The sequence below is a fragment of the Comamonas sp. DB36 genome (genome assembly GCF_057914905.1).
This window is the reverse complement of the sequence record NZ_CP196631.1, coordinates 1,160,999-1,180,646: the sequence shown is the minus strand read 5'-3', so window position 1 is coordinate 1,180,646 and position 19,648 is coordinate 1,160,999. Positions and strand designations below refer to the sequence as shown.

The 19,648-nt window shown below is 66.6% G+C and carries 21 protein-coding genes; 14 read left to right on the top strand and 7 right to left on the bottom strand.

From position 1 onward, the window contains the following. Positions 1–161 precede the first annotated feature (161 nt). The 5 genes from ACSVDO_RS05615 to bamC all read left to right on the top strand — a co-directional run bounded on the left by ACSVDO_RS05615 (position 162) and on the right by bamC (position 4,185). The gene (locus ACSVDO_RS05615; RefSeq protein WP_489595278.1) at positions 162–1,355 is read left to right on the top strand and encodes an MFS transporter; all 1,194 of its coding nucleotides are present in this window, start codon (positions 162–164) and stop codon (positions 1,353–1,355) included. A gap of 3 nt (positions 1,356–1,358) precedes the next feature. After that, complete coding sequence (locus ACSVDO_RS05610; RefSeq protein WP_332534951.1) at positions 1,359–1,505, top strand: hypothetical protein; 147 nt, start codon at positions 1,359–1,361, stop codon at positions 1,503–1,505. Beyond that, positions 1,505–2,029, top strand: a complete 525-nt coding sequence (locus ACSVDO_RS05605; protein WP_332534952.1) for a class I SAM-dependent methyltransferase — start codon at positions 1,505–1,507, stop codon at positions 2,027–2,029. The genes ACSVDO_RS05610 and ACSVDO_RS05605 overlap by 1 nt, the downstream gene beginning before the upstream one ends. A gap of 121 nt (positions 2,030–2,150) precedes the next feature. Next, positions 2,151–3,047 (top strand): 4-hydroxy-tetrahydrodipicolinate synthase, encoded by an 897-nt coding sequence (gene dapA, locus ACSVDO_RS05600; RefSeq protein WP_332681539.1) that lies wholly within the window; start codon positions 2,151–2,153, stop codon positions 3,045–3,047. A 40-nt stretch (positions 3,048–3,087) separates the two neighbouring features. After that, on the top strand, positions 3,088–4,185 hold the full coding sequence (gene bamC / locus ACSVDO_RS05595; protein WP_332534954.1) for an NlpB/DapX family lipoprotein: 1,098 nt from the start codon (positions 3,088–3,090) through the stop codon (positions 4,183–4,185). A gap of 179 nt (positions 4,186–4,364) precedes the next feature. On the opposite strand, the gene ACSVDO_RS05590 is transcribed toward bamC, so the two are convergent. The 3 genes from ACSVDO_RS05590 to ACSVDO_RS05580 form a co-directional block, all read right to left on the bottom strand. Beyond that, entirely contained in the window at positions 4,365–4,649 is a 285-nt protein-coding gene (locus ACSVDO_RS05590; RefSeq protein WP_332534955.1) for a hypothetical protein, read from the bottom strand. A gap of 283 nt (positions 4,650–4,932) precedes the next feature. Continuing rightward, positions 4,933–6,054: a JmjC domain-containing protein gene (locus ACSVDO_RS05585; protein ID WP_489595277.1), complete on the bottom strand. Its 1,122-nt coding sequence runs from the start codon at positions 6,052–6,054 to the stop codon at positions 4,933–4,935. A gap of 287 nt (positions 6,055–6,341) precedes the next feature. Then, a complete protein-coding gene (locus tag ACSVDO_RS05580; RefSeq protein WP_489595276.1) occupies positions 6,342–7,283 on the bottom strand; it encodes a helix-turn-helix domain-containing protein in 942 nt (313 codons plus the stop codon). Positions 7,284–7,460: 177 nt separating this feature from the next. Here ACSVDO_RS05580 and ACSVDO_RS05575 point away from each other — a divergent pair, with 177 nt between their 5' ends. The 7 genes from ACSVDO_RS05575 (at position 7,461) to ACSVDO_RS05545 (ending at position 14,077) form a co-directional block, all read left to right on the top strand. Beyond that, positions 7,461–8,690: an amino acid ABC transporter substrate-binding protein gene (locus tag ACSVDO_RS05575; protein ID WP_332534961.1), complete on the top strand. Its 1,230-nt coding sequence runs from the start codon at positions 7,461–7,463 to the stop codon at positions 8,688–8,690. 12 nt (positions 8,691–8,702) lie between these two features. Continuing rightward, complete coding sequence (locus ACSVDO_RS05570) at positions 8,703–9,578, top strand: branched-chain amino acid ABC transporter permease (protein WP_332534963.1); 876 nt, start codon at positions 8,703–8,705, stop codon at positions 9,576–9,578. Beyond that, positions 9,575–10,501, top strand: coding sequence for a branched-chain amino acid ABC transporter permease (locus ACSVDO_RS05565; RefSeq protein ID WP_332534965.1), 927 nt, complete (start codon positions 9,575–9,577; stop codon positions 10,499–10,501). Before ACSVDO_RS05570 ends, ACSVDO_RS05565 begins: the two co-directional genes overlap by 4 nt. Beyond that, positions 10,498–11,247 (top strand): ABC transporter ATP-binding protein, encoded by a 750-nt coding sequence (locus tag ACSVDO_RS05560; RefSeq protein WP_332534967.1) that lies wholly within the window; start codon positions 10,498–10,500, stop codon positions 11,245–11,247. Before ACSVDO_RS05565 ends, ACSVDO_RS05560 begins: the two co-directional genes overlap by 4 nt. Continuing rightward, on the top strand, positions 11,240–11,953 hold the full coding sequence (locus ACSVDO_RS05555; protein WP_489595275.1) for an ABC transporter ATP-binding protein: 714 nt from the start codon (positions 11,240–11,242) through the stop codon (positions 11,951–11,953). The genes ACSVDO_RS05560 and ACSVDO_RS05555 overlap by 8 nt, the downstream gene beginning before the upstream one ends. Positions 11,954–11,974: 21 nt before the next feature. After that, positions 11,975–13,426, top strand: a complete 1,452-nt coding sequence (locus ACSVDO_RS05550; protein WP_489595274.1) for an aldehyde dehydrogenase — start codon at positions 11,975–11,977, stop codon at positions 13,424–13,426. Between the two features lie 123 nt (positions 13,427–13,549). Further along, positions 13,550–14,077 carry an FKBP-type peptidyl-prolyl cis-trans isomerase gene (locus ACSVDO_RS05545; RefSeq protein ID WP_332535041.1) on the top strand — a complete coding sequence of 176 codons (528 nt, stop codon included), beginning with the start codon at positions 13,550–13,552 and terminating at the stop codon, positions 14,075–14,077. A gap of 45 nt (positions 14,078–14,122) precedes the next feature. On the opposite strand, the gene ACSVDO_RS05540 is transcribed toward ACSVDO_RS05545, so the two are convergent. Together ACSVDO_RS05540 and ACSVDO_RS05535 are read right to left on the bottom strand one after the other, a co-directional pair. Beyond that, complete coding sequence (locus tag ACSVDO_RS05540; protein ID WP_332534972.1) at positions 14,123–14,659, bottom strand: glycine zipper 2TM domain-containing protein; 537 nt, start codon at positions 14,657–14,659, stop codon at positions 14,123–14,125. Between the two features lie 167 nt (positions 14,660–14,826). Next, positions 14,827–15,660: a hypothetical protein gene (locus tag ACSVDO_RS05535; protein WP_489595272.1), complete on the bottom strand. Its 834-nt coding sequence runs from the start codon at positions 15,658–15,660 to the stop codon at positions 14,827–14,829. 172 nt (positions 15,661–15,832) lie between these two features. Between ACSVDO_RS05535 and ACSVDO_RS05530 the strand changes: the two genes are divergently transcribed. After that, complete coding sequence (locus ACSVDO_RS05530) at positions 15,833–17,146, top strand: NTP/NDP exchange transporter (RefSeq protein ID WP_489595271.1); 1,314 nt, start codon at positions 15,833–15,835, stop codon at positions 17,144–17,146. Between the two features lie 10 nt (positions 17,147–17,156). Next, on the top strand, positions 17,157–18,062 hold the full coding sequence (locus tag ACSVDO_RS05525) for an aldo/keto reductase (protein ID WP_489596338.1): 906 nt from the start codon (positions 17,157–17,159) through the stop codon (positions 18,060–18,062). Here the strand turns inward: ACSVDO_RS05525 and dut are convergent, their stop codons facing one another. Together dut and ACSVDO_RS05515 are read right to left on the bottom strand one after the other, a co-directional pair. After that, positions 18,063–18,512, bottom strand: a complete 450-nt coding sequence (gene dut / locus ACSVDO_RS05520) for a dUTP diphosphatase (protein ID WP_489595270.1) — start codon at positions 18,510–18,512, stop codon at positions 18,063–18,065. It abuts the gene before it with no gap. Between the two features lie 84 nt (positions 18,513–18,596). Next, entirely contained in the window at positions 18,597–19,550 is a 954-nt protein-coding gene (locus ACSVDO_RS05515; protein WP_332534976.1) for a LysR substrate-binding domain-containing protein, read from the bottom strand. Between the last annotated feature and the right edge of the window lie 98 nt (positions 19,551–19,648).

The window sequence follows — 19,648 nt, the reverse complement described above, 5'->3', positions numbered from 1 at the left end:
GGATTGTAGTGCTGCGTGATCCAGAAAGCTGTATGGGCAAACAGCATGGCCTTGCGGCCTCTGTGGCGCGCCCCCGCAATGCTGCCTGCGCGCCAGCATCCTGGGGCCAATTTGGCTACAGTCGCATCATCATGCAAAAAACATTACCAACACCACTGTCCATGATGCAGGTGCTGCTGTGCGGGGGCGCAGTCGTCACCTTGTCCATGGGGATTCGCCACGGCTTCGGCCTGTGGCTGCAGCCCATCACCCAGGAAATGGGCTGGACGCGCGAATCCTTCGCCATGGCCATCGCCATCCAGAACATTGCCTGGGGGATCATGGGGATTTTCGTCGGCATCATCGCCGACCGCTTCGGCGCGTTCCGCGTGCTGCTGGCCGGCGCCGCGGCCTATGCGCTGGGCCTGACCGGCATGGCGCTGTCGACCACGCCGACCTGGTTCGCGCTCACGGCCGGGCTGCTGATAGGCGCGGCCCAGGCCGGCACCACCTATGCCGTGGTGTTCGGCGTGCTCGGCCGGCAGATACCCGCGACGAAGCGCTCCTGGGCCATGGGCGTGATCGCTGCCACGGGCTCGTTCGGCCAGTTCTTCATGGTGCCGGTCGAAGGCGCGCTGATTGCCCAGATCGGCTGGTCGAATGCGCTGATCGTGCTGGCGATGCTGGTGCTGATGATCGTGCCGCTGGCCTTCGGCCTGCGCGAGCCCGGCTTTTCTTCCAGCAGCCCGCGGCCGCAGCGCGAGCAGACCGTGGGCCAGGCCATGGCCGAAGCCTTCCGCACGCCCAGCTTCCTGCTGCTGACCGCGGGCTATTTCGTCTGCGGCTTCCAGGTGATGTTCATCGGCGTGCACATGCCCAGCTACCTCAAGGATTACGGCCTGGCGCCGCATGTCGCCAGCTATTCGCTGGCGCTGGTCGGGCTGTTCAACATCTTCGGAACTTATATTGCGGGCAACCTGGGCCAGCATTTCCCCAAGCGCTACCTGCTCGCGGGCATCTACCTCACGCGCTCGGTGGTCACCGTGGCCTTCCTGCTGGTGCCGCTGTCGCCCGCGTCGGTCTATGCATTTTCCGCGGCCATGGGCTTTCTGTGGCTGTCCACGGTGCCGCTGACCAACGCCACCGTGGCGCAGATCTTCGGCATCCAGCATCTGTCGATGCTGGGCGGCTTCGTGTTCTTCAGCCACCAGGTCGGCAGCTTCCTGGGCGTCTGGCTGGGCGGCTACCTCTATGACCGCAGCGGCAGCTATGACATCGTCTGGTACCTGTCGATTGCGCTAGGCGTCTTCGCGGCGCTGATCAATCTGCCGGTGCGCGAAGCCGCGCTGCAGCGCCACACACCCGCGGCGGCCTGAACCATGACCGCACATCACGCCTGGCGCCAGCGCCTGCTCACGGGCCTGGGCTGGACCCTGGTCGCGCTGGTGCTGGCCGCGGTGTTCGGCCTCTATACCGACCCCCAATTCATGCTGTTGATGGCCGATCAAGTCTGGGCCTGCTTCTGATGACGCCCTCGACCTGGATACAACGCTTCAGCCACCTCGTGCCCGCGGGCGGCAGCGTGCTCGACGTGGCCTGCGGCCAGGGGCGCCACGTGCACTGGTTTGCCCAGCGCGGCCACCCCTGTCTTGGAATCGACCGCTCGCAGGAGGCGCTCGCGGCGCTGCCGGCGTCGGCGCAGCGGCTGTGCGCCGATATCGAGCAAGGCGCCTGGCCTCTGCCGGGCGCGCAGTTCGCGGCCGTCGTGGTTACCAACTACCTGTGGCGCGCGCTGCTGCCCACGCTGGTGGCCAGCGTCGCTCCGGGCGGGGTGCTGCTGTACGAAACGTTTGCCGAAGGCAATGCGCGTTTCGGCAAGCCCTCGCGCCCCGACTTCCTGCTGCAGCCCGGCGAACTGCTGCGCGTCTGCGGCAATGAACTGCGCGTGGTGGCCTACGAAGACGGTTTTCTCGACGATCCCGCGCGCTGCGTGCAGCGCATCGCGGCCGTCAGAACCCTGCCCGGCAGCGAAACGCCCGCCAGGCTCTAGGCCTTCAATGCCTGCACTTTTTCTGTCCAGAAACAGTCCCCATTCCCTTCGTACGACTGCGAGCACGCTGCGGCTTGCGCGCAATCGTTAGAATGTCTCTTTCCCGTTTTCAACTGCGGACATGACCTCTTCCACCGTCGCCCTCACTGGCAGCATTGTTGCCCTCGTCACACCCATGCACGAAGACGGTAGTGTCGACTACCCGAGCCTGCGCAAACTGATCGACTGGCATATCGCCGAAGGCACTGACTGCATCGGCGTGGTAGGCACCACCGGCGAATCCCCCACCGTCAATGTGGAAGAGCACTGCGAGATCATTCGCGTCTCCGTCGAGCAGGCTGCCAAGCGCGTGCCCATCATGGCCGGCTGCGGCGCCAACTCGACGCGCGAAGCGATCGAGCTGGCCCAGTTCGCCAGGACCGTGGGCGCCGACAGCCAGCTGCAGGTCGTGCCCTACTACAACAAGCCCACGCAAGAGGGCCAGTACCAGCATTTCAAGGCGATTGCCGAAGCCGTGGGCGACCTGCCCACGGTTCTCTACAACGTGCCCGGCCGTTCGGTCGCCGACATGCAGCATGACACCGTGCTGCGTCTGGCCCAGGTTCCGGGCATCATCGGCATCAAGGAAGCCACGGGCAACATCGAGCGCGCTCAATGGCTGATCCGCGATGTGCCCGCCGGCTTCGGCGTGTACTCGGGCGATGACCCGACCGCCGTGGCCTTGATGCTGTGCGGCGGCCATGGCAACATCAGCGTGACCGCCAACGTGGCGCCGCGCCTGATGAGCGAGCTGTGCAAGGCGGCGCTGGCCGGCGACGTGCAGCGCGCGATGCAGATCCAGCGCCAGCTGATGCCGGTGCACAAGAACCTGTTCGTCGAAGCCAACCCCATCCCCGTGAAGTGGGCCGTCGCCCGCCTGGGCCTGTGCGGTGCAACCATGCGCCTGCCAATGACCGACCTGAGCCCCCAATATGTGGACCTGGTCGAGAGCGCGCTGCGCTCCGCAGAGCTCATCTGAGCCTGCGCCCCTCCTTACCAGAGCACCGAGGATTTTTCGCGTGAAACCAATTACTGCACGTCTGGGCCTGCTGGGCCTTGCCATGGCGCTTTCTGCCTGCACCACTTTCAATTCGGAAAAGATCGACTACAAAAGCGCCGTCAAGGCGCCTACGCTCGAAGTTCCACCCGACCTGAGCCAGCTGACGCGCGACACGCGCTACAACGTGCCCGGTGGCGTGGTCTCGGCGAATGCGCTGCAGGCCGGCCAGAACGCGCCTGCGCCCAGCGGCGCGCAGACCGTGGTCAACTCCGTGGGCGATGTGCGCATCGAACGCGTGGGCAATGAGCGCTGGCTCGTGATCCAGCGCCCTGCCGACAAGCTCTGGGATCCGGTGCGCGAGTTCTGGCTCGAGAACGGCTTCGTGCTGGTGCAGGACGACGCCAAGCTGGGCATCATGGAAACCGACTGGGCCGAGAACCGCGCCAAGCTGCCGCAGGACGTGATCCGCTCGGCGCTGGGCAAGGTGTTCGACTCGTTGTACTCCACGGGCGAGCGCGACAAGTTCCGCACCCGCCTGGAGCGCAAGCCCGACGGCGGCACCGAGGTGTACATCACCCACCGCGGCATGATCGAGGTCTACTCGACGCAGCAAAAGGATTCCACGGCCTGGCAGCCACGCCCCGCCGATACGGAACTGGAAACCGAGTTCCTGCGCCGCCTCATGGTCAAGCTGGGCCTGACCCAGGAGCAATCCCAGGCCGCCGCGGCTTCGGTCAAGGCCGCGCCTGCCGCGCCCAGCGCCCGCATGGACACCATCAACAACGTGCCCGTGGTGCTGCTCGACGAAGGCTTCGACCGCGCCTGGCGCCGTGTGGGCCTGGCGCTGGACCGCACCGGCTTCACGGTCGAGGACCGCGACCGCAGCCGCGGCATCTACTACGTGCGCTACGTCTCGCCCGAAGAGCAGAAGGCCAAGGGCTTCTTCAGCCGCATCTTCAGCCAGGGCGGCGAAGCTTCGGCGCCAGTCAAGTACCAGGTCCAGGTGCGCTCCGAAGGCGAACGCTCGACGGTGTCGGTGCTGACCACGGCCGGTGCACCCGAGACATCGGCCAATGCCCAGCGCATCGTGCGCGTGCTGACCGACGATCTGAAGTAAGCTGCAAAGCTGACGGTCCGCAAGGGCCGGTCAAAAAAAGCCACCGCATGCGGTGGCTTTTTTTCATCTGCGCATCGGCTGCCGATGGCGCGAGCGCACATAAAAAAAGCCCCGATCGCGAGACCAGGGCTTTTTTGCCTGACTGAAGCCCGGCGAACCGGACTCCAGCGGCGCATGCATTACTTGGGAGCAGCAGCGGCAGCGGCAGCGTCGGCAGCAGCCTTGGCAGCTTCTTCCGAAGCCTTGGCAGCGTCGGCCGAAGCGTCAGCAGCGTTGGCCGAAGCGCCAGCAGCGGCGGCGTCAGCAGCAGCTGCGGGAGCAGCAGGAGCGACTTCCACGGGAGCAGCAGCAGGAGCTTCCACAGCGGGAGCGGCCACGGGAGCGGGAGCAGCTTCTTCCTTCTTGCCGCAAGCGACGAGGGCAGCAGCAGCGATCACGGTAGCCAGAACGAGAGAGTTCTTCATGTCAGTTTTCCTAATTGAGGAGCAGTGAGAATTCGATATGCCATTAACGGCCAGCCTCTTGCAGCCATGGAACGTCGCGGCAGAGTCGCAAGAAAATTACTGCGACACAGCGGGCAATTATAGGGAGATTTCAGGAATCCTGACGATTCCTGACGCCACTTCTACATTTGTCCACAACTTTTTTTCGGGTTTCCCCGCTTGCGGCGGCAAAGGCATCATCGAGGCCTGTTCTTTCAACGCGCCAGCCGTCTGCCAGGCTGACAGACAACTGCCCGTGCGCGTGTCAGACAGCGCTACGCACCCAACCGGCTTCGTGCCATGACGCCAGCAGTTCCAGCGCATCGTCGCTGGCCTTGGCCAGATCGCGCGCCGACAGCGCGCGCTGGTCGGCCAGCAGGCGCATCAACTTGGCGTCACGGCCCGCGGCCAGATAGCTTTCACCGTTGATGAACACATGGCGCGCGTCGTACATCATGCGCGTGCGGCGATCGAGCACCAGGGCCTCGAGCATCACGCCCTCCTCGCCGGCCTCGAACCAGACATTGGGCTTGGGATCGGTCAAATATTCGCCCAGCGCGCGCTCCAGCGCCAGCGGCTCGGCCAGAGCGCGTTCCAGCGCCTTGCGCGCGAAGTCGGCCATGGCCGCGGGAATTTCGCCCGGATTTGCCACGGCTTCCTGCTTGGGGTCGCGGTACAGCACGGGGGCTTCTGGTTCGTCGGGTTCGTCCGACATGCGCAGCAGCAGCTCGCGCGCCAGTTCCTCGCGCGCCGGCGCACGGAAACCGATCGAATAGGTCATGCACTCGCCTTCGGCGACGCCGTCGTGCGCATAGCGCGGCGGCAGGTACAGCATGTCGCCGGCCTCGAGCACGAATTCCTGCTCGGGCTCGAAATCGGCAAGGATCTTCAGCGGAACGCCTTCCTGCAGCGTCAGGTTCTTCTGCTGGCCTATGCGCCAGCGGCGCTTGCCGTGGGCCTGCAGCAGGAACACGTCGTAGCTGTCGAAATGCGGGCCCACGCCGCCGCCGTCCGTGGCGTAGCTGATCATCAGGTCGTCGAGCCGGGCTTCGGGAACGAAGCGAAACTGCTGTAGCAGCGCGTGCACGCCCGCATCGTGCAGGTCCACGCCCTGCACCAGCAGCGACCAGGCCTTCTGGCTCAGCGCCGGCAGGTCCTTGGTGCCGAACGGGCCGTGGTCCATGGTCCAGCCCTTCTTCTGCTGGCGGATCAGGCGCGATTCGACGCCGTCCTGGCCGGCGAGAGCGAACAGCGCGTCGCGGCCCACGGGCGCGACCATCGCGGGCACGGCCTGGCGCACCAGCAGCGGCTTCTTGTGCCAGTGGCGGCGCATGAACTGGGAAGCGGTCATTCCGCCAAGCAGGGCGAGGGGTTGGTCAATATCCATGGTGGTCAACGGGGTCGCGATCTAAGAAACAGGCTGCATTGTCCTATGTATGCTGCCGGGGCTGTTTGCTTTCCCTCAATGGAGGCAGGCTTGCCGAGGAGGACAGGGCGTTCATGGTTCGACCGGGCCGCGCAGGCAGGCTCACCACGAACGGGGGACATATTCCGAGCGACTGCAGCCACAAAAGACGTGGTCGGTGGTTCCGCTCGTCCTGAGCTTGTCGAATGATGAACGGCCTGTCCTAGAAATCGCACACAAGGCCCTGGAGCTAAGCTTGCCGAATACCCTCAACGCAAAGCCCGGAATTCGCTAGGCGCCATCCCCGTATACGCCTTGAACGCGCGGCTGAAATGCGCGCTGTTGCTGAAGCCGCAGCCGAAAGCGATGTCGGTGATGGTGCGCTGCGCGCCGCGCGCCTCGCGCAGTTCGCGCATGCACAGTTCCAGGCGCAGCTGCTGTATCCAGGCGGCCAGCGTCAGGGGTTCGTCGGCAAAGGCGTTGTAGAGATGGCGCTTGCTGCAGTTCATTGCCTGGGCGATGTCGTCTATGCACAGCCGCGGCTCGCGCACATGGGCCGCGACATGGGCGCGGATGCGGTCCTTGAACGCTTCCTGCTGGGTCAGCGCCGTACCCCGGCCCGACAGCTCCTGCAGCGACAGATGCACCAGATCGATCAGCAGCTCGCCCGCGCGCTCGGCCACCGCCGGCGCCATGGTGGGCAGCTCCTGGTAGGTGCTGCGCATGGCTTCAAGCGCGACGCGCGCAATGCCCGAGCTGCCACCGACGTTGCGCCCCATCAGGCCTTCGAGCCGGATGCCGCGCTGCACCAGGCTGCTGCGCGGCAGCATCACGATCAGGTGCTCGGACCATTCGGGGTTGGCGACTTCATAGGCCTGGCTGGTGTCGTAGATCACCCAGCTGCCGCTGCGCGCGCTGGCTTCGCGGCCCTGCTGGCTCACGGCCGCCAGCCCTTGCCAGGGGGCGACGATCTTCACATAGTCGGGGTCGTGCGAGCGCCGCCCCTGGACGCTGCGGATCACGCGGTGGCGCGCCGCCTCGAGCCGCGTCATGACCACGGCACCCGCCTGCGAGCGCTGCAGATGGCCTTCGAACACCGTGTCGCCGTAAAGGTCGGTGCCCAGGCCCGAAAACAGCGTGGCCATCCAGTCCTGCCACGCAGGCACGGCTTCCTGGGCCGACAGGCCATCGGTGCTCAAGCTGCTGTCCATCTTCGCTACCTCCCCGGGGTTGGCTGCCGATTATCCAGGCATGCGGGCCAGCACTGGAAAACCCTGAGCGCCGTGCATTCACAGTCAAGGACTTAGTGCATGCTCAGTACAGCCACGCCGCGGGCCACGCCCTAGCATGCTTGCACGCTCAGCAAAAGAGCGACCAAGGAGACAAGCATGAAGACAGCAAGCAAACGTTTCTGGCTCAGGCAGGTGACTGCGGCTGCCGCCATCGCCACTTTGGGCCCGCTGGCCCTGGCGCAGGAAGCACCGAAATCGGTGCGCATAGGCTGGGCGATTGCCAAGACCGGCCACAACGCCGGCGGCACCGCGGCCACCGTGATGCCCAACTACCAGCTGTGGGTCAAGGAGATCAATGCCGCGGGCGGCATCATGCTCAAGGCCTACGGCAAGCGCGTGCCCATCGAAGTCGTCGAATACGACGACCGCTCGAGCACCGAGGAAGCGGTGCGCGCCACCGAGCGCCTGATGACACAGGACAAGGTCGACTTCGTGCTGCCGCCCTGGAGCACGGGCAGCAACCTGGCCGTCGGTCCGACCTACGAAAAGCACAAGTACCCGCTGCTGGCAGCGACTGCAGTGACCGACAAGGCGCCCGAGCTGGCCAAGCGCTGGAAGCATGCGTTTTTCTTCCTGGGCACGGGCGCGGGCTATGCCGAGTCGCTGGTGAGCTACCTGGAAAGCGCAAAGAAGGAAGGCAAGATAGGCAACAAGATTGCGATGATCAACATTGCCGACGGCTTTGGCGTGGAGCTGGCCAACGCCACGCGCAAGGCGGCCAAGCAGCATGGCTTCGAGCTGGTCTACGACAAGAGCTATCCGATAGGCACGCAGGACATGACGCCGCTGCTGACCGAGATCAAGAGCAAGAACGCCGATGTGTTCATTGCCTACTCGTATCCGCCCGACACCATGCTGATCACCGAGCAGTCGCGCATCAACGCCCTCAACCCCAAGGTGATGTTCACGGGCGTGGGCACGCAGTTTCCGATGTTCAAGGCCAAGTTCGGCGCGGCCACCGAAGGCATCATGGCGCCGGGCGGCGTGGACTTCGACGCACCCGCGATCAAGGACTACTTCAAGCGCCACAAGGAATCGGCCGGCTACGAGCCCGACCGCTTTGCCAGCACCATCCAGTACACCACGCTGCAGGTGCTGCAGCAGGCCATAGAGCGCGTGGGCAAGGTGGACCGCGCGGCCGTGACGCAGGAAATCAGGACCGGTACTTTCGACACCATCATCGGCCCGGTCAAGCTCGAGAACCAGATGCTGACCAAGCTCTGGTACGTGGGCCAGTGGCAAAACGGCGAGTTCTATGGCGTAGCGCCCAGCAACCGCGCGGGCGCCAAGCCGGCGATCATCCCGAAACCGGCCTGGAAGAACTGAAGTCCCGGCCCCATGAACCTGCTCGACATCCTGCTCGCGGGCAGCACCCTGGGCGGCCTCTACGGGCTGATCGCCATGGGGCTGACCCTGCAATACGGCGTGGCGCGCATCATGAATCTCTCCTATGGGGAGTTCCTGATCGCGCCGGCCTTTCTGGCCTATCTGGGCGTGACCGCCTGGGGGCTGTCACCCATTCTGATGCTGCTGCTGGTGCTGCCCCTGGGCTTCATCGTGCAGTGGCTGGTCTATCAATTGCTGCTGACGCCGCTGGTGCGGCGCACGGGCGCGGGGCCGGCGCTGGAAGTCGACTCCATTCTCGCGACCTTCGGCCTGATGTTTGTCGTGCAGGGCGTGATGATGGTCGCGTTTGGCGGCAACTACCACAGCTACACCTATCTCTCGACGCCAGTGCAGATCCTCGGCAGCACGGTCGCGGCCAACCGCCTGCTGGTGCTGGGCGTGGCGATCGCGCTGGGCCTGGGCCTGTACCTGCTGCTGACGCGCACCCGCATGGGCACGGTGGTGCGCGCGGTCTCGGTCGCGCCGCGCTTTGCGCCGCTGGTCGGCATCGACGTGCGCTTCACCGCGGCGCTGGCCTTCGGCCTGGGCGGGGCGATGGTCGCGGCCTCGGGCGTGCTGGTCAGCATGTTCCTGCCGTTCTCCGCGGCGATGGGCACCATGTTCGCGATGAAGGCGCTGATCGTGGTGATCATGGGCGGCGTGGGCAACCTGATGGGCTGCCTGCTCGCGGGAATGATGCTGGGCTTTGCCGAAACGCTGGTCGCGACCTTTATAGACCCCGGGCTGACGCTGGCCGTCAACTACGCGCTGTTCCTCGGCGTGCTGCTGCTGCGCCCCACGGGCCTGTTTGGAAAGGGCGCACGATGAGCCGCCGCGATGCAATGGCATGGGGCGCGGGCGCCCTCGCCCTGGCCGGCCTGGCCACGGTGCCCCAATGGATGCACAACGACTACTACCTGTCGCTCTTGATCAGCGTGCTGATGTACAGCGTGCTGGCCTCGGCCTGGGCGCTGTTCTCCGGACCCACGCGCTATGTGTCGCTGGCCACCGTGGCGTTCTTTGGCGTCGGTGCCTACACCACGGCGGTGTTCGGCGAAGCGCTGCCCTGGGCCGCGGTGCTGCTGATCGCCCTGGGCGTGGGCGTGGCCATGGCGCTGGTCGTGGGCCTGGCGACGCTGCGGCTGTCGGGCGTGTACTTCGTGATCTTCAGCTTCGGCCTGGCCGAGTTGGTCAAGCAGCTCGTGACCTGGTACGAAGTCAACATCACCAAGGACCTGGGCCGCTATGTGTTTGTCGACATCACGGCCCAGGACATCTACTGGCAGCTGCTGGTGCTGCTGGCGCTGGTGCTGGGCCTGCGTGCCTGGATAGCGCGCACGCGGCTGGGCCTGGCACTGCGCGTGATCGGCGAGGACGAGACCGTGGCGGTGCACGTGGGCATCAACACCACGCGCGTCAAGGTGCTGCTGTTCACGCTGAGCGCGGCCTTCATGACCGTGGCCGGCGCGATCATGGCGCCGCGCTGGACCTACCTCGACCCGACGATTGCGTTTGCACCCGCGATCTCGTTCCAGACGCTGATCATGGCCCTGCTCGGCGGCGCGGGCACGCTGTTCGGGCCGCTGCTGGGCGCGGTGCCGCTGGTGCTGCTGTTCGAGTTCCTGTCGGCGAATTTCCCCAACCATTTCGCCATTCTTGTCGGCCTGGTGTTCATGGTCATCGTCTATGCAGTGCCGCACGGCATCTCGGGCTGGCTGCGCCGGCGCAAGCACAACGGAGGCGGGAAATGAAGCCGCTGCTGGAACTCAAGGGCCTGAGCAAGCGCTTTGGCGGCCTGGTCGCGGTCAACGACCTGTCGTTTGACGTGCACGCGGGCGAGGTCGTGGGCCTGCTGGGCCCCAACGGCTCGGGCAAGACCACGGCCATGAACCTGGTCTCGGGCGCCCTGCCGCTCAACGCCGGTGAAGTGCGCTTTGACGGCCGCACCATCAGCGGCCTGGCCAGCCACCAGATCGCGCGCCTGGGCGTGGCGCGCACCTTTCAGCTGGTGCGCGTGCTCGGCGGCATGAGCTGCCGCGACAACGTCGCCGCGGGCCTGGCGTTTCGCCCCGGCGGCCTGCACGGCCGCGCCGCGGAACATGCGGCGCAGCTACTGCTCGAGCGCGTGGGCCTGGGCGCCCAGGCCGGGCTGCCGGCCGCCGAGCTGACCTATATCGACCAGAAGCGGCTGGAGTTGGCGCGCGCGCTGGCGCTCGCGCCCAAGCTGCTGCTGCTCGACGAGTGGCTGGCCGGGCTCAACCCCACGGAGCTGCAGCAGGGCATTGCGCTGATTGCCGCGCTGCGCGATGAAGGAATGACGGTGCTGATGGTCGAACATGTGATGGATGCGGTGCACGCGCTGTGCAGCCGCTGCGTGGTGATGAACACCGGCAGCCGCATTGCCGACGGCCCGACACGCGAAGTGCTCAGCGATGCGCGCGTGATCGAGGCCTATCTGGGCAGCAGTGATGACATCCAGGAGAGCGCCCATGCTTGAAGTGCACGATCTTTCGCTGGCCTATGGCAAGCACCAGGCGCTGCGCGGCGTGTCGCTGCAGGTCGCCAAGGGCGAGCTGGTGGTGATGCTGGGCGCCAACGGCGCGGGCAAGTCCTCGCTGCTCAAGGCGATTGGCGCGATGGTGCGGCCGCAGGACGGCGCGCGCGTGCTGCTCGCGGGCCAGGAGCTCACGCGGCTGCCGGCCCATCAGGTGGTCGAGGCCGGCCTCGCGCTGGTGCCCGAAGGCCGCGGCGTGTTTGGCGACCTGACGGTGCGCGAGAACCTGCAGCTGGGCGCCCACCCCAAGCGGGCACGCGCGCTCGAAGCGCAAAGCCTGGCGCGTGTGCTCGACCTGTTCCCCAAGCTTGCCCAGCGCATGGCGCAGACCGTGCGCACCATGAGCGGCGGCGAGCAGCAGATGGTGGCCGTGGGCCGGGCGCTGATGTCGGCGCCCGATATCCTGTTGCTGGACGAGCCGTCGCTGGGCCTGTCGCCGCTGATGTGCAAGGAACTGTTTTCGGCGCTGGCGCGCATCCGCAACCTGGGCGTGGGCGTGCTGCTGGTCGAGCAGAACGCGCGCCAGAGCCTGGCAATTGCCGACCGCGGCTATCTATTGGAAACCGGGCTTGTCGTGGGCCAGGGAACGGCCGCAGAACTGCAAGCCAGCCCTGCCGTGCGACAGGCGTATCTGGGCGCAGCCCACTGATTTTTTTGTGAAGGAAGTTCCATGATCGAACAACAGATGCTGATCGGCGGCCAATCGGTGGGCGCCACGGGTGGTGCCACATTCGAGCGCCGCAACCCGCTGGACGGCCAGGTCGCCACGCGTGCGCCGGCCGCCACGGCCGACGACGCGCGCGCCGCGATCGACGCCGCCGCCAAGGCCTTTCCCGCCTGGGCCGCAATGGGCCCGGGCGAGCGCCGCGGCCTGCTGATGAAGGCTGCCGCGGCGATTGAAGCCAAGGGCCAAGCCTTTGCCGCGGCCATGGCCGCCGAGACTGGCTCGTCGGGCATCTGGGCCGGCTTCAACGTGCACCTCGCGGCCGACATGTTTCTCGAAGCCGCGTCGCTGACCACGCAGATCAGCGGCCAGGTCATTCCCTCGAACGTTCCCGGCAGCCTGGCCATGGCCGTGCGCCAGCCCGCGGGCGTGGTCGTGGGCATCGCGCCCTGGAACGCGCCCATCATCCTGGCGGTGCGCGCCATCGCCACGCCGCTGGCCTGCGGCAACACCGTGGTGCTCAAGGGCTCGGAGCTGTGCCCCGCGACCCATGGCCTGATCATCGAGGCGCTGCAGGAAGGCGGCCTGCCGCCGGGCGTGGTGAACTTCGTGACCAACGCCCCGGCCGATGCCGGCGCCGTGGTCGAAGCCATGATTGCCCACCCGGCCGTGCGCCGCGTGAACTTCACGGGCTCGACGCGCGTGGGCCGCATCATCGGCCAGACCGCGGCCAAATACCTCAAGCCCGCGATCCTGGAGCTAGGCGGCAAGGCGCCGTTCCTGGTGCTCGACGACGCCGATGTCGACGCGGCCGTTGCCGGCGCGACCTTCGGCGCGTTCGCCAACTCGGGCCAGATCTGCATGTCGACCGAGCGCATCATCGTCGACGAGAAAGTCGCCGATGAATTCATCGCCAAGCTGGTCGCGCGCGCCACTTCGCTGCCGCTGGGCGACCCGCGCCAGGGCCCGGTGGTGCTGGGCTCGGTCGTCGACCAGACCACGGTCGATCGCGTCAACGCGCTGATCGACGATGCGCTTGCCAAGGGCGCCAAGCTGCTGTGCGGCGGAAAGGCCGACAACACCTTGATGCCGGCGACACTGCTCGACCATGTGACCTCGGCGATGGACATCTTCTACGAGGAGACTTTCGCTCCCGTGAAGGCCATCGTGCGCGTGAAGAATGTCGAGGAAGCGATTGCGATTGCCAACGACAACGAGTTCGGCCTGTCGGCTGCCGTCTACGGCCGCGACACCGCGCGTGCCTGGCAGGTCGCGGCGCGCATCGAATCGGGCATCTGCCACATCAACGGCCCCACGGTGCACGACGAAGCGCAAATGCCTTTCGGCGGCGTCAAGAGCTCGGGCTACGGCCATTTCGGCGGCCAGGCCGGCATCGACGCGTTCACCGACACGCGCTGGATCACGATGCAGACCACACCGCGCCATTACCCCTTCTGAGAGGAGTGGCGGGCGGCATAAGCCCGCCGCGGGGCGCTGGCCTTGACAGGCGTGGGAAAATCGACGCCATACGGGCCGATCGCGCTGCGGTCGGCCTTTTCCCACTCACAAGGCTGCAAACCCATGGACATCAAAGAACAATGCGTGGTCGCTCTGACCTGGACCCTCAAGGACACCCTGGGTGAAGAACTCGACGTGCTCGAAGAACCGGTGGATTTCCTGGTCGGCGGCGATGACCTGCTGCCGGCCATAGAGCGCGCGCTGCAAGGCCACGGCATGGGCGCCAAGCTCGACCTGCACCTCGAACCCGAAGACGCGTTTGGCGACTACAACGAAAAGCTGATCTTCCTGGAGCCGCGCACGCTGTTCCCCGCCGAAATCGAGGAAGGCATGACCTTCGAAGGCCATGCGCTGCCCGCGGGCACCAACGCCGAAGCGCCCAAGGATGCGCTCTACACCGTGACCGATATCTATCCCGAGCATGTGGTGCTTGACGGCAACCACCCGCTGGCCGGCATCGCGCTGCGCCTGCACCTCAAGGTCGAAGGCGTGCGCGAAGCGACCGAAGAGGAAATCGGCCGCGGCAGCTCGGGCACGGGCTTCTTCCGCATCCAGCCGCCCCAGGCTCCGGGCAACGACACGCTGCATTGAACGCAAAAGGGACTCCGCGGAGTCCCTTTTTTGCGTGGAATCGACTCAGCGGTAGAGCTGGTCGTTCTCGATGCGCACGTTGTCGCCGATGTTGAACGGCGGCGGATTCGGATAGTCGAACGCACGCAGGCTGCGGTCGCGGGTCTCTACGGTCACGCGATAGATATCGCGCACGCTGCCGCCACCCGCATGGTTTTGCACGGCGCTGCCAGCGAGCGCACCGCCGACCACGCCGGCGGCCGTGGCCAGCGTCTTGCCCGAGCCGCCGCCGATCTGGTGGCCGACCAGGCCGCCGAGCACACCGCCGACAATGGCGCCGCCGGCACCGATGCCGCTCGAGTCCTGCACGCGCACGGTCTCGATGTTGATCACGCGGGCATATGTCTGGTAGCCCTGGTTGTACACGGGTTGGTTGTTCGGATAGGCCGTGGACGGATACGAGTGCGTGGGGTAGCTGGAAACGGGCTGATTGGGATAGCCCGACTGGTTATAGCCGCCCTGGGGGTAACCGGCGCATGCGGTCAGCGCGGCGAGAACGACGCCTGCACCTGCCAAGCGGCTCCAACGTTGAATTTTTTGCATGGATATTTCTCCTGTTGCGACATGCCGATGCGATCCAGGGTCGAGGGACTCCCGTCTTCGGCATGGGCCTGTCCCATTTTGACCGGCCTGTCCACCTATAACGGTAGGCCAACATCCCCAGCCGACAGGTTTGACACTTCCTCACACATAGTGCTTTCGGATACGTCTCAGCGACCGCGCAGCGCCGCCACCACCTGCGCCAGCGAATCGGCCTGGGGAAAGAAGAAATCACCGGCCCAGCCCAGCGCGACCGTGACCAGCAGCGCACCCAGCACCGGCTTCCAGGTAAGGCGCAGGGCGACCAGTAACCAGCCTTCGCGCTCCACCACATAGAGCGTGCGCGCCATCAGCAGCGCAAAGGCGACTTCGACGGCCACCGCCAGAAACAGCTCGGAGCCAAACATCAGCCACAGCAGCGAGCCCGCGCCGGTCAAGGCCAACAGCAGCAGCCCAAACACCAGCAGCACGGGCAGCAGGACCACGCCCTCGGCATCGGCGGCGTCCAGGCCTGCCGACAGGTCCACACCGCCTGCGCCCTCGGCCAGATTCTCGGCAACGCTGCCCAGCGCTTCGCCGCCGCTGTCCCAGCCGCCCGAAGCCCCGCCGCCGGCAAAACTGCCGCCCTGCCCGCTCAACTCGGCGCTGGCTTCGCCCGGCGTTGCGCCTCCAGGCCAGGGCACTTCTATCGGCAGGTCGGCGGGCCCATCCCAGGAGCGGCGCAGCATGGCTTCGGCCCACAGCCGCACCAGCAGCAGATAGGCGCCATAACCCGCGGCCAGCACCAGTCCGTAGCGCAAGGCCATGCTGTGCATGCCGACATGCAGCAGGATGGAACTCAGTGCCGCCATCACCGCCAGCGTGAACAGCCCGGTGAGCCAGGCATGCAGTCGCAGCCAATGGCGGCTTTGCAGCTGGCGGCGCATTTGCTGCTCGGCGGGCAGCGCAATGCGCGTCCAGGAACTGCGCCGGCCCGGCCTTTGCTTCGTCGATGTGTTTTTCAAGTCCGCTCCCTTCCAAGCGCCCAGCTCGGCCTGTTGCCTGCAAGGTATTTGCAGCAAGCTTAGCGCCACTACGCCGGCGCGCGCCATAGGCCCGGCCCCCCGTTGTCGCGCAAATAGTCTATGGTCGCGCTGGTGAACCTCGTCCTCCACCCATGAGAAAGCCACGCCCGCCATGACGACCTCCCGCGCCCACCGGCTGCTCAGTCGCCTGGTCCGCATCGCCCCCGAAGAAGTGCGGGCCACGCTGCTGGGCTTTGCCTGGTTTGCCTGCCTGCTTTCGGGCTACTACCTGCTGCGGCCGCTGCGCGATGCCCTGGGTCTGGCGGGCGGCGTGGAGGAGCTGCGCTGGCTGTTCAGCGCCACCTTCGTGACCATGCTGCTGCTGGTGCCGGCATTTGGCTGGCTGGTGAGCAGACTGCCGCCGCGCCGCTTAGTGCCCTGGGTCTACCGCTTCTTCGCGCTGACGCTGCTGGCCTTCAGCGCCTGGATGGCGCTGGACGTGCAAAGCGCCTGGCTGGGCCGCACCTTCTTTGTCTGGGTCAGCGTCTTCAATCTGTTCATCGTCAGCATCTTCTGGAGCGTGCTCGACGACTGCTTCAGCAATGAACAGGGCCGGCGCCTGTTTGGCTTCATTGCCGCGGGCGGCACGCTGGGCACGGTGCTCGGCCCGCTGCTGGCCGCCGCTGCCGCGAGCGTGTTCGGCACCATGGCGCTGGCGCTGCTGGCCGCGCTGCTGCTGGAACTTGCGCTGCGCTGCTTTCGCGGCATCTACCCGGTCCACGACGGCAGCGCCAGCGCGCCGGCACCGGCGCGCGCGCTGGGCGGCCAGGTGTGGGCCGGGCTGTCGCTGATTGCGCGTTCTCCCTATCTGCTGGGCATCTGCGCGTACCTGCTGGCGCACACCGCGGCGTCGACCTTTCTGTACTTCGAGCAAGGCCGCATCGTCAGCGCGGCGTTGGCCGATACCGCGGCGCGCACGCGCTATTTCGCGCTGGTCGACTTCTGCGTATCGGCGCTGACGCTGGCGCTGCAGCTGCTGGTCACGGGGCTGCTGATGCGAAAATTCGGCCTGGCGCTGTGCCTGGCCCTGCTGCCGCTGGTGACGCTGGCGGCGTTCGGCGCGCTGGCCTGGGCGCCCACGCTGGCAGTGCTGGCGGGCGTGCAGATACTGCGGCGCGCGCTTGACTACGCGATTGCCCGGCCGGCGCGCGAAGTGCTGTTCACGGTGATCAGCCGCGAGGAGAAATACAAGGCCAAGAACGCGATCGAGACCCTGGTCTACCGCGGCGGCGATGCGCTCAGCGGCTGGCTGTCGGCGGCACTCTCGGCGCTGGGCATGGGGCTGGCCGGCATCGCCCTGCTGGCGATTCCGCTGTCGGCCGCCTGGTGCGCGCTGTGCGTGTGGCTGGCGCGGCGCCAGGAAACATTGCCCAGCCCGCACCCCGCGCCGCCCAACTTCCGGAGGAAAAATGAAACCCACCGTTGACCTATCCGCCATCAACCGCGCCCAGTTCCTGCGCGCCACGCTGGCCGCGTCCCTGGCCATGGGCCTGGGCCCGGGCCAGGCCGCGGCACCGGCGCGCGCGATGCGCCAGCGCAGCATTCCATCGAGCGGCGAAGCCCTGCCTGTGGTCGGCTGCGGCACCTGGCGCGGCTTCGGCCACGCGCCCGGCACGCCCGAATACGCGCGCCTGCCGGGCGTGCTCGAAGCGCTGTTCGACGCGGGCGGAACGCTGCTCGACAGCTCGCCCATGTACGGCCGCTCGGAAAAGACCACGGGCGAACTGCTGGCCAGGTCGCGCCGCGGCGGCCAGGCCTTTCTGGCGACCAAGGTCTGGACTTCGGGCCGCGAGGCCGGCATCCGGCAGATGGAGGAATCGATGGCGCTGCTGGGCAGCGAGAAACTCGACCTGATGCAGATCCACAATCTGGTCGACTGGCAGACGCATCTGCGCACCCTGCGCGGTTGGAAGGCCCGGGGCCGGGTGCGCTATCTGGGCATCACGCACTACACCTCATCGGCGTTTGCCGAAGTCGAGGCCGTGCTCAGGAGCGAGCCGCTGGACTTCCTGCAGATCAACTACGCGTTTGACGACCAGGGCGCAGCGCAGCGGCTGCTGCCGCTGGCCGCGGACAAGGGCGTGGCGGTGCTGGTGAACCAGCCGTTTGGCGGCGGCGGGCTGCTGCGCCAATTGGAGCGTCGCCCGCTGCCGGCCTGGGCCGCAGAAATCGAGTGCAGCAGCTGGGCGCAGGTGCTGCTGAAGTTTGTGCTGAGCCACCCCGCGGTCACCTGCGTCATTCCAGGCACCAGTCGGCCAGAGCACATGGCCGACAACGCGCGTGCCGGCCAGGGCGTGATTCCCGAGCCGGCGTTCTGGCGCCAGCGTTCACTCGACCTCTGATCAGGCCTTGCCCGTGGAGCCGTAGCCGCCTTCGCCGCGCTCCGACGCGGCTTCGAAATCCGCGACAAGGCGGAAGCTCGGCTGCACCACGGGAACGATCACCAGCTGTGCCAGGCGGTCCATGGGCTGCAGCGTGAACGCCGTGGGCGAACGGTTCCAGGCGCTGACCATCAGCTGGCCCTGGTAGTCGCTGTCGATCAGGCCGACCAGGTTGCCGAGCACGATGCCGTGCTTGTGGCCCAGGCCCGAGCGCGGCAGGATCATGGCCGCATAGCCCGGGTCCTTGAGGTAGATCGCCATGCCCGTGGGCACGAGTTGCCATTCGCCGGGCGCCAGCGTCAGCGGCGCGTCCATGCAGGCGCGCAGGTCCAGGCCGGCGCTGCCGGGCGTGGCATAGGCGGGCATGTTGTCGCGCAGGCGCGCGTCGAGAATCTTGAGGTCAACGTTCATGGAAAGGTCGGGGTTGTCGAAAAAGAAGCGGCCCCAGGGCTGCGGCTGCAGGCTGGGGCGTTGCGGCCGCCATCATCGCTGAATTTACCGCGCCGGGTCGCGGGCCCGGGGATTTTCGTCCGCCTCCCCTCGCTGCTCGAACGCGCGCGTGATGAAGTCGACAAAGGCGCGCACCCGGCCCGCGTTCTTGTGGCGCTGAGGATAGACGGCGTGGATGGCGGCGTCGGGCGTGTGGCACTGGGGCAGCACCTGCACCAGCCGGCCGCTGGCGAGATGCCTTTCGATGTCCCATTCGGCGCGCATCAGGATGCCATGGCCGTCGAGCGCCCAGTTGACGGCGATCTCGCCATCGTTGGTCGTCAGGTTGCCGCGCGTCTTGACGACTTCGGTGAGCGTCGCGCGGCCGCGGCCGCTGGTCAGCCGCCAGGTGCCATAGGCTTCCTCGCCCTGGCGTATGCCTATGCAGTTGTGGCGCGCGAGCTCGCTCGCGACCTTGGGCAGGCCGTGTCGGGCGATATACGCGGGCGAGGCGCACAGCAGCCGGCGATTGGGTGCGATATGCCGCGCGATGACACGCGCGTCGGGTGGCGCGCCAAAGCGTATGCAGACGTCGAACGCATCCTCGGTCAGCGGCGGCGGATTGACCGACAGCTGCAGCTGCACTTCGACATCGGGAAAATCCGCGACGAACCGGGAGATCAGGGGCGCGACATGGGTGCGGCCGAAACCCAGCGTCGCATTGACGCGCAACAGCCCCCGGGCCGAGGCCTTGGCGCCGCCTATCAGCTGCTCCATGTCGTCGATCTCGCCCAGAATGCGGCGCGCATGCTCCAGATAGACCTCGCCTTCCTGCGTCAGGCTCATGCGCCGCGTGGTGCGGCTGACCAGCGACACGCCCATGCGCGTCTCCATCAGCGCCAAATGCTTGCTGACCGCGGGCGTGGTGATGCCCAGTTCGCGCGCGGCCGCGCTGAGGCTGCCGGCGCCGGCCAGCACCGAGAAGAAACCAAGGTCCGCGGGTTGTATGCCGTTGCCCATGAAGAGGCCTCACTGTTAATTTCAAGTAAATACTGGATTCACTTTAGCGGCGCTCGCAACCGGTGTCGAGTGCCTAAAGTCAGGCCATCCATCTCTCC

Coding starts and splice junctions, on each gene's coding strand:
- ACSVDO_RS05615 (WP_489595278.1), top strand. CDS start 162: ATGATGCAGGTGCTGCTGTGCGGGGGCGCAGTCGTCACCTTGTCCATG.
- ACSVDO_RS05610 (WP_332534951.1), top strand. CDS start 1,359: ATGACCGCACATCACGCCTGGCGCCAGCGCCTGCTCACGGGCCTGGGC.
- ACSVDO_RS05605 (WP_332534952.1), top strand. CDS start 1,505: ATGACGCCCTCGACCTGGATACAACGCTTCAGCCACCTCGTGCCCGCG.
- dapA (WP_332681539.1), top strand. CDS start 2,151: ATGACCTCTTCCACCGTCGCCCTCACTGGCAGCATTGTTGCCCTCGTC.
- ACSVDO_RS05590 (WP_332534955.1), bottom strand. CDS start 4,649: ATGAAGAACTCTCTCGTTCTGGCTACCGTGATCGCTGCTGCTGCCCTC.
- ACSVDO_RS05585 (WP_489595277.1), bottom strand. CDS start 6,054: ATGGATATTGACCAACCCCTCGCCCTGCTTGGCGGAATGACCGCTTCC.
- ACSVDO_RS05580 (WP_489595276.1), bottom strand. CDS start 7,283: ATGGACAGCAGCTTGAGCACCGATGGCCTGTCGGCCCAGGAAGCCGTG.
- ACSVDO_RS05575 (WP_332534961.1), top strand. CDS start 7,461: ATGAAGACAGCAAGCAAACGTTTCTGGCTCAGGCAGGTGACTGCGGCT.
- ACSVDO_RS05570 (WP_332534963.1), top strand. CDS start 8,703: ATGAACCTGCTCGACATCCTGCTCGCGGGCAGCACCCTGGGCGGCCTC.
- ACSVDO_RS05565 (WP_332534965.1), top strand. CDS start 9,575: ATGAGCCGCCGCGATGCAATGGCATGGGGCGCGGGCGCCCTCGCCCTG.
- ACSVDO_RS05560 (WP_332534967.1), top strand. CDS start 10,498: ATGAAGCCGCTGCTGGAACTCAAGGGCCTGAGCAAGCGCTTTGGCGGC.
- ACSVDO_RS05555 (WP_489595275.1), top strand. CDS start 11,240: ATGCTTGAAGTGCACGATCTTTCGCTGGCCTATGGCAAGCACCAGGCG.
- ACSVDO_RS05550 (WP_489595274.1), top strand. CDS start 11,975: ATGATCGAACAACAGATGCTGATCGGCGGCCAATCGGTGGGCGCCACG.
- ACSVDO_RS05545 (WP_332535041.1), top strand. CDS start 13,550: ATGGACATCAAAGAACAATGCGTGGTCGCTCTGACCTGGACCCTCAAG.
- ACSVDO_RS05540 (WP_332534972.1), bottom strand. CDS start 14,659: ATGCAAAAAATTCAACGTTGGAGCCGCTTGGCAGGTGCAGGCGTCGTT.
- ACSVDO_RS05530 (WP_489595271.1), top strand. CDS start 15,833: ATGACGACCTCCCGCGCCCACCGGCTGCTCAGTCGCCTGGTCCGCATC.
- dut (WP_489595270.1), bottom strand. CDS start 18,512: ATGAACGTTGACCTCAAGATTCTCGACGCGCGCCTGCGCGACAACATG.
- ACSVDO_RS05515 (WP_332534976.1), bottom strand. CDS start 19,550: ATGGGCAACGGCATACAACCCGCGGACCTTGGTTTCTTCTCGGTGCTG.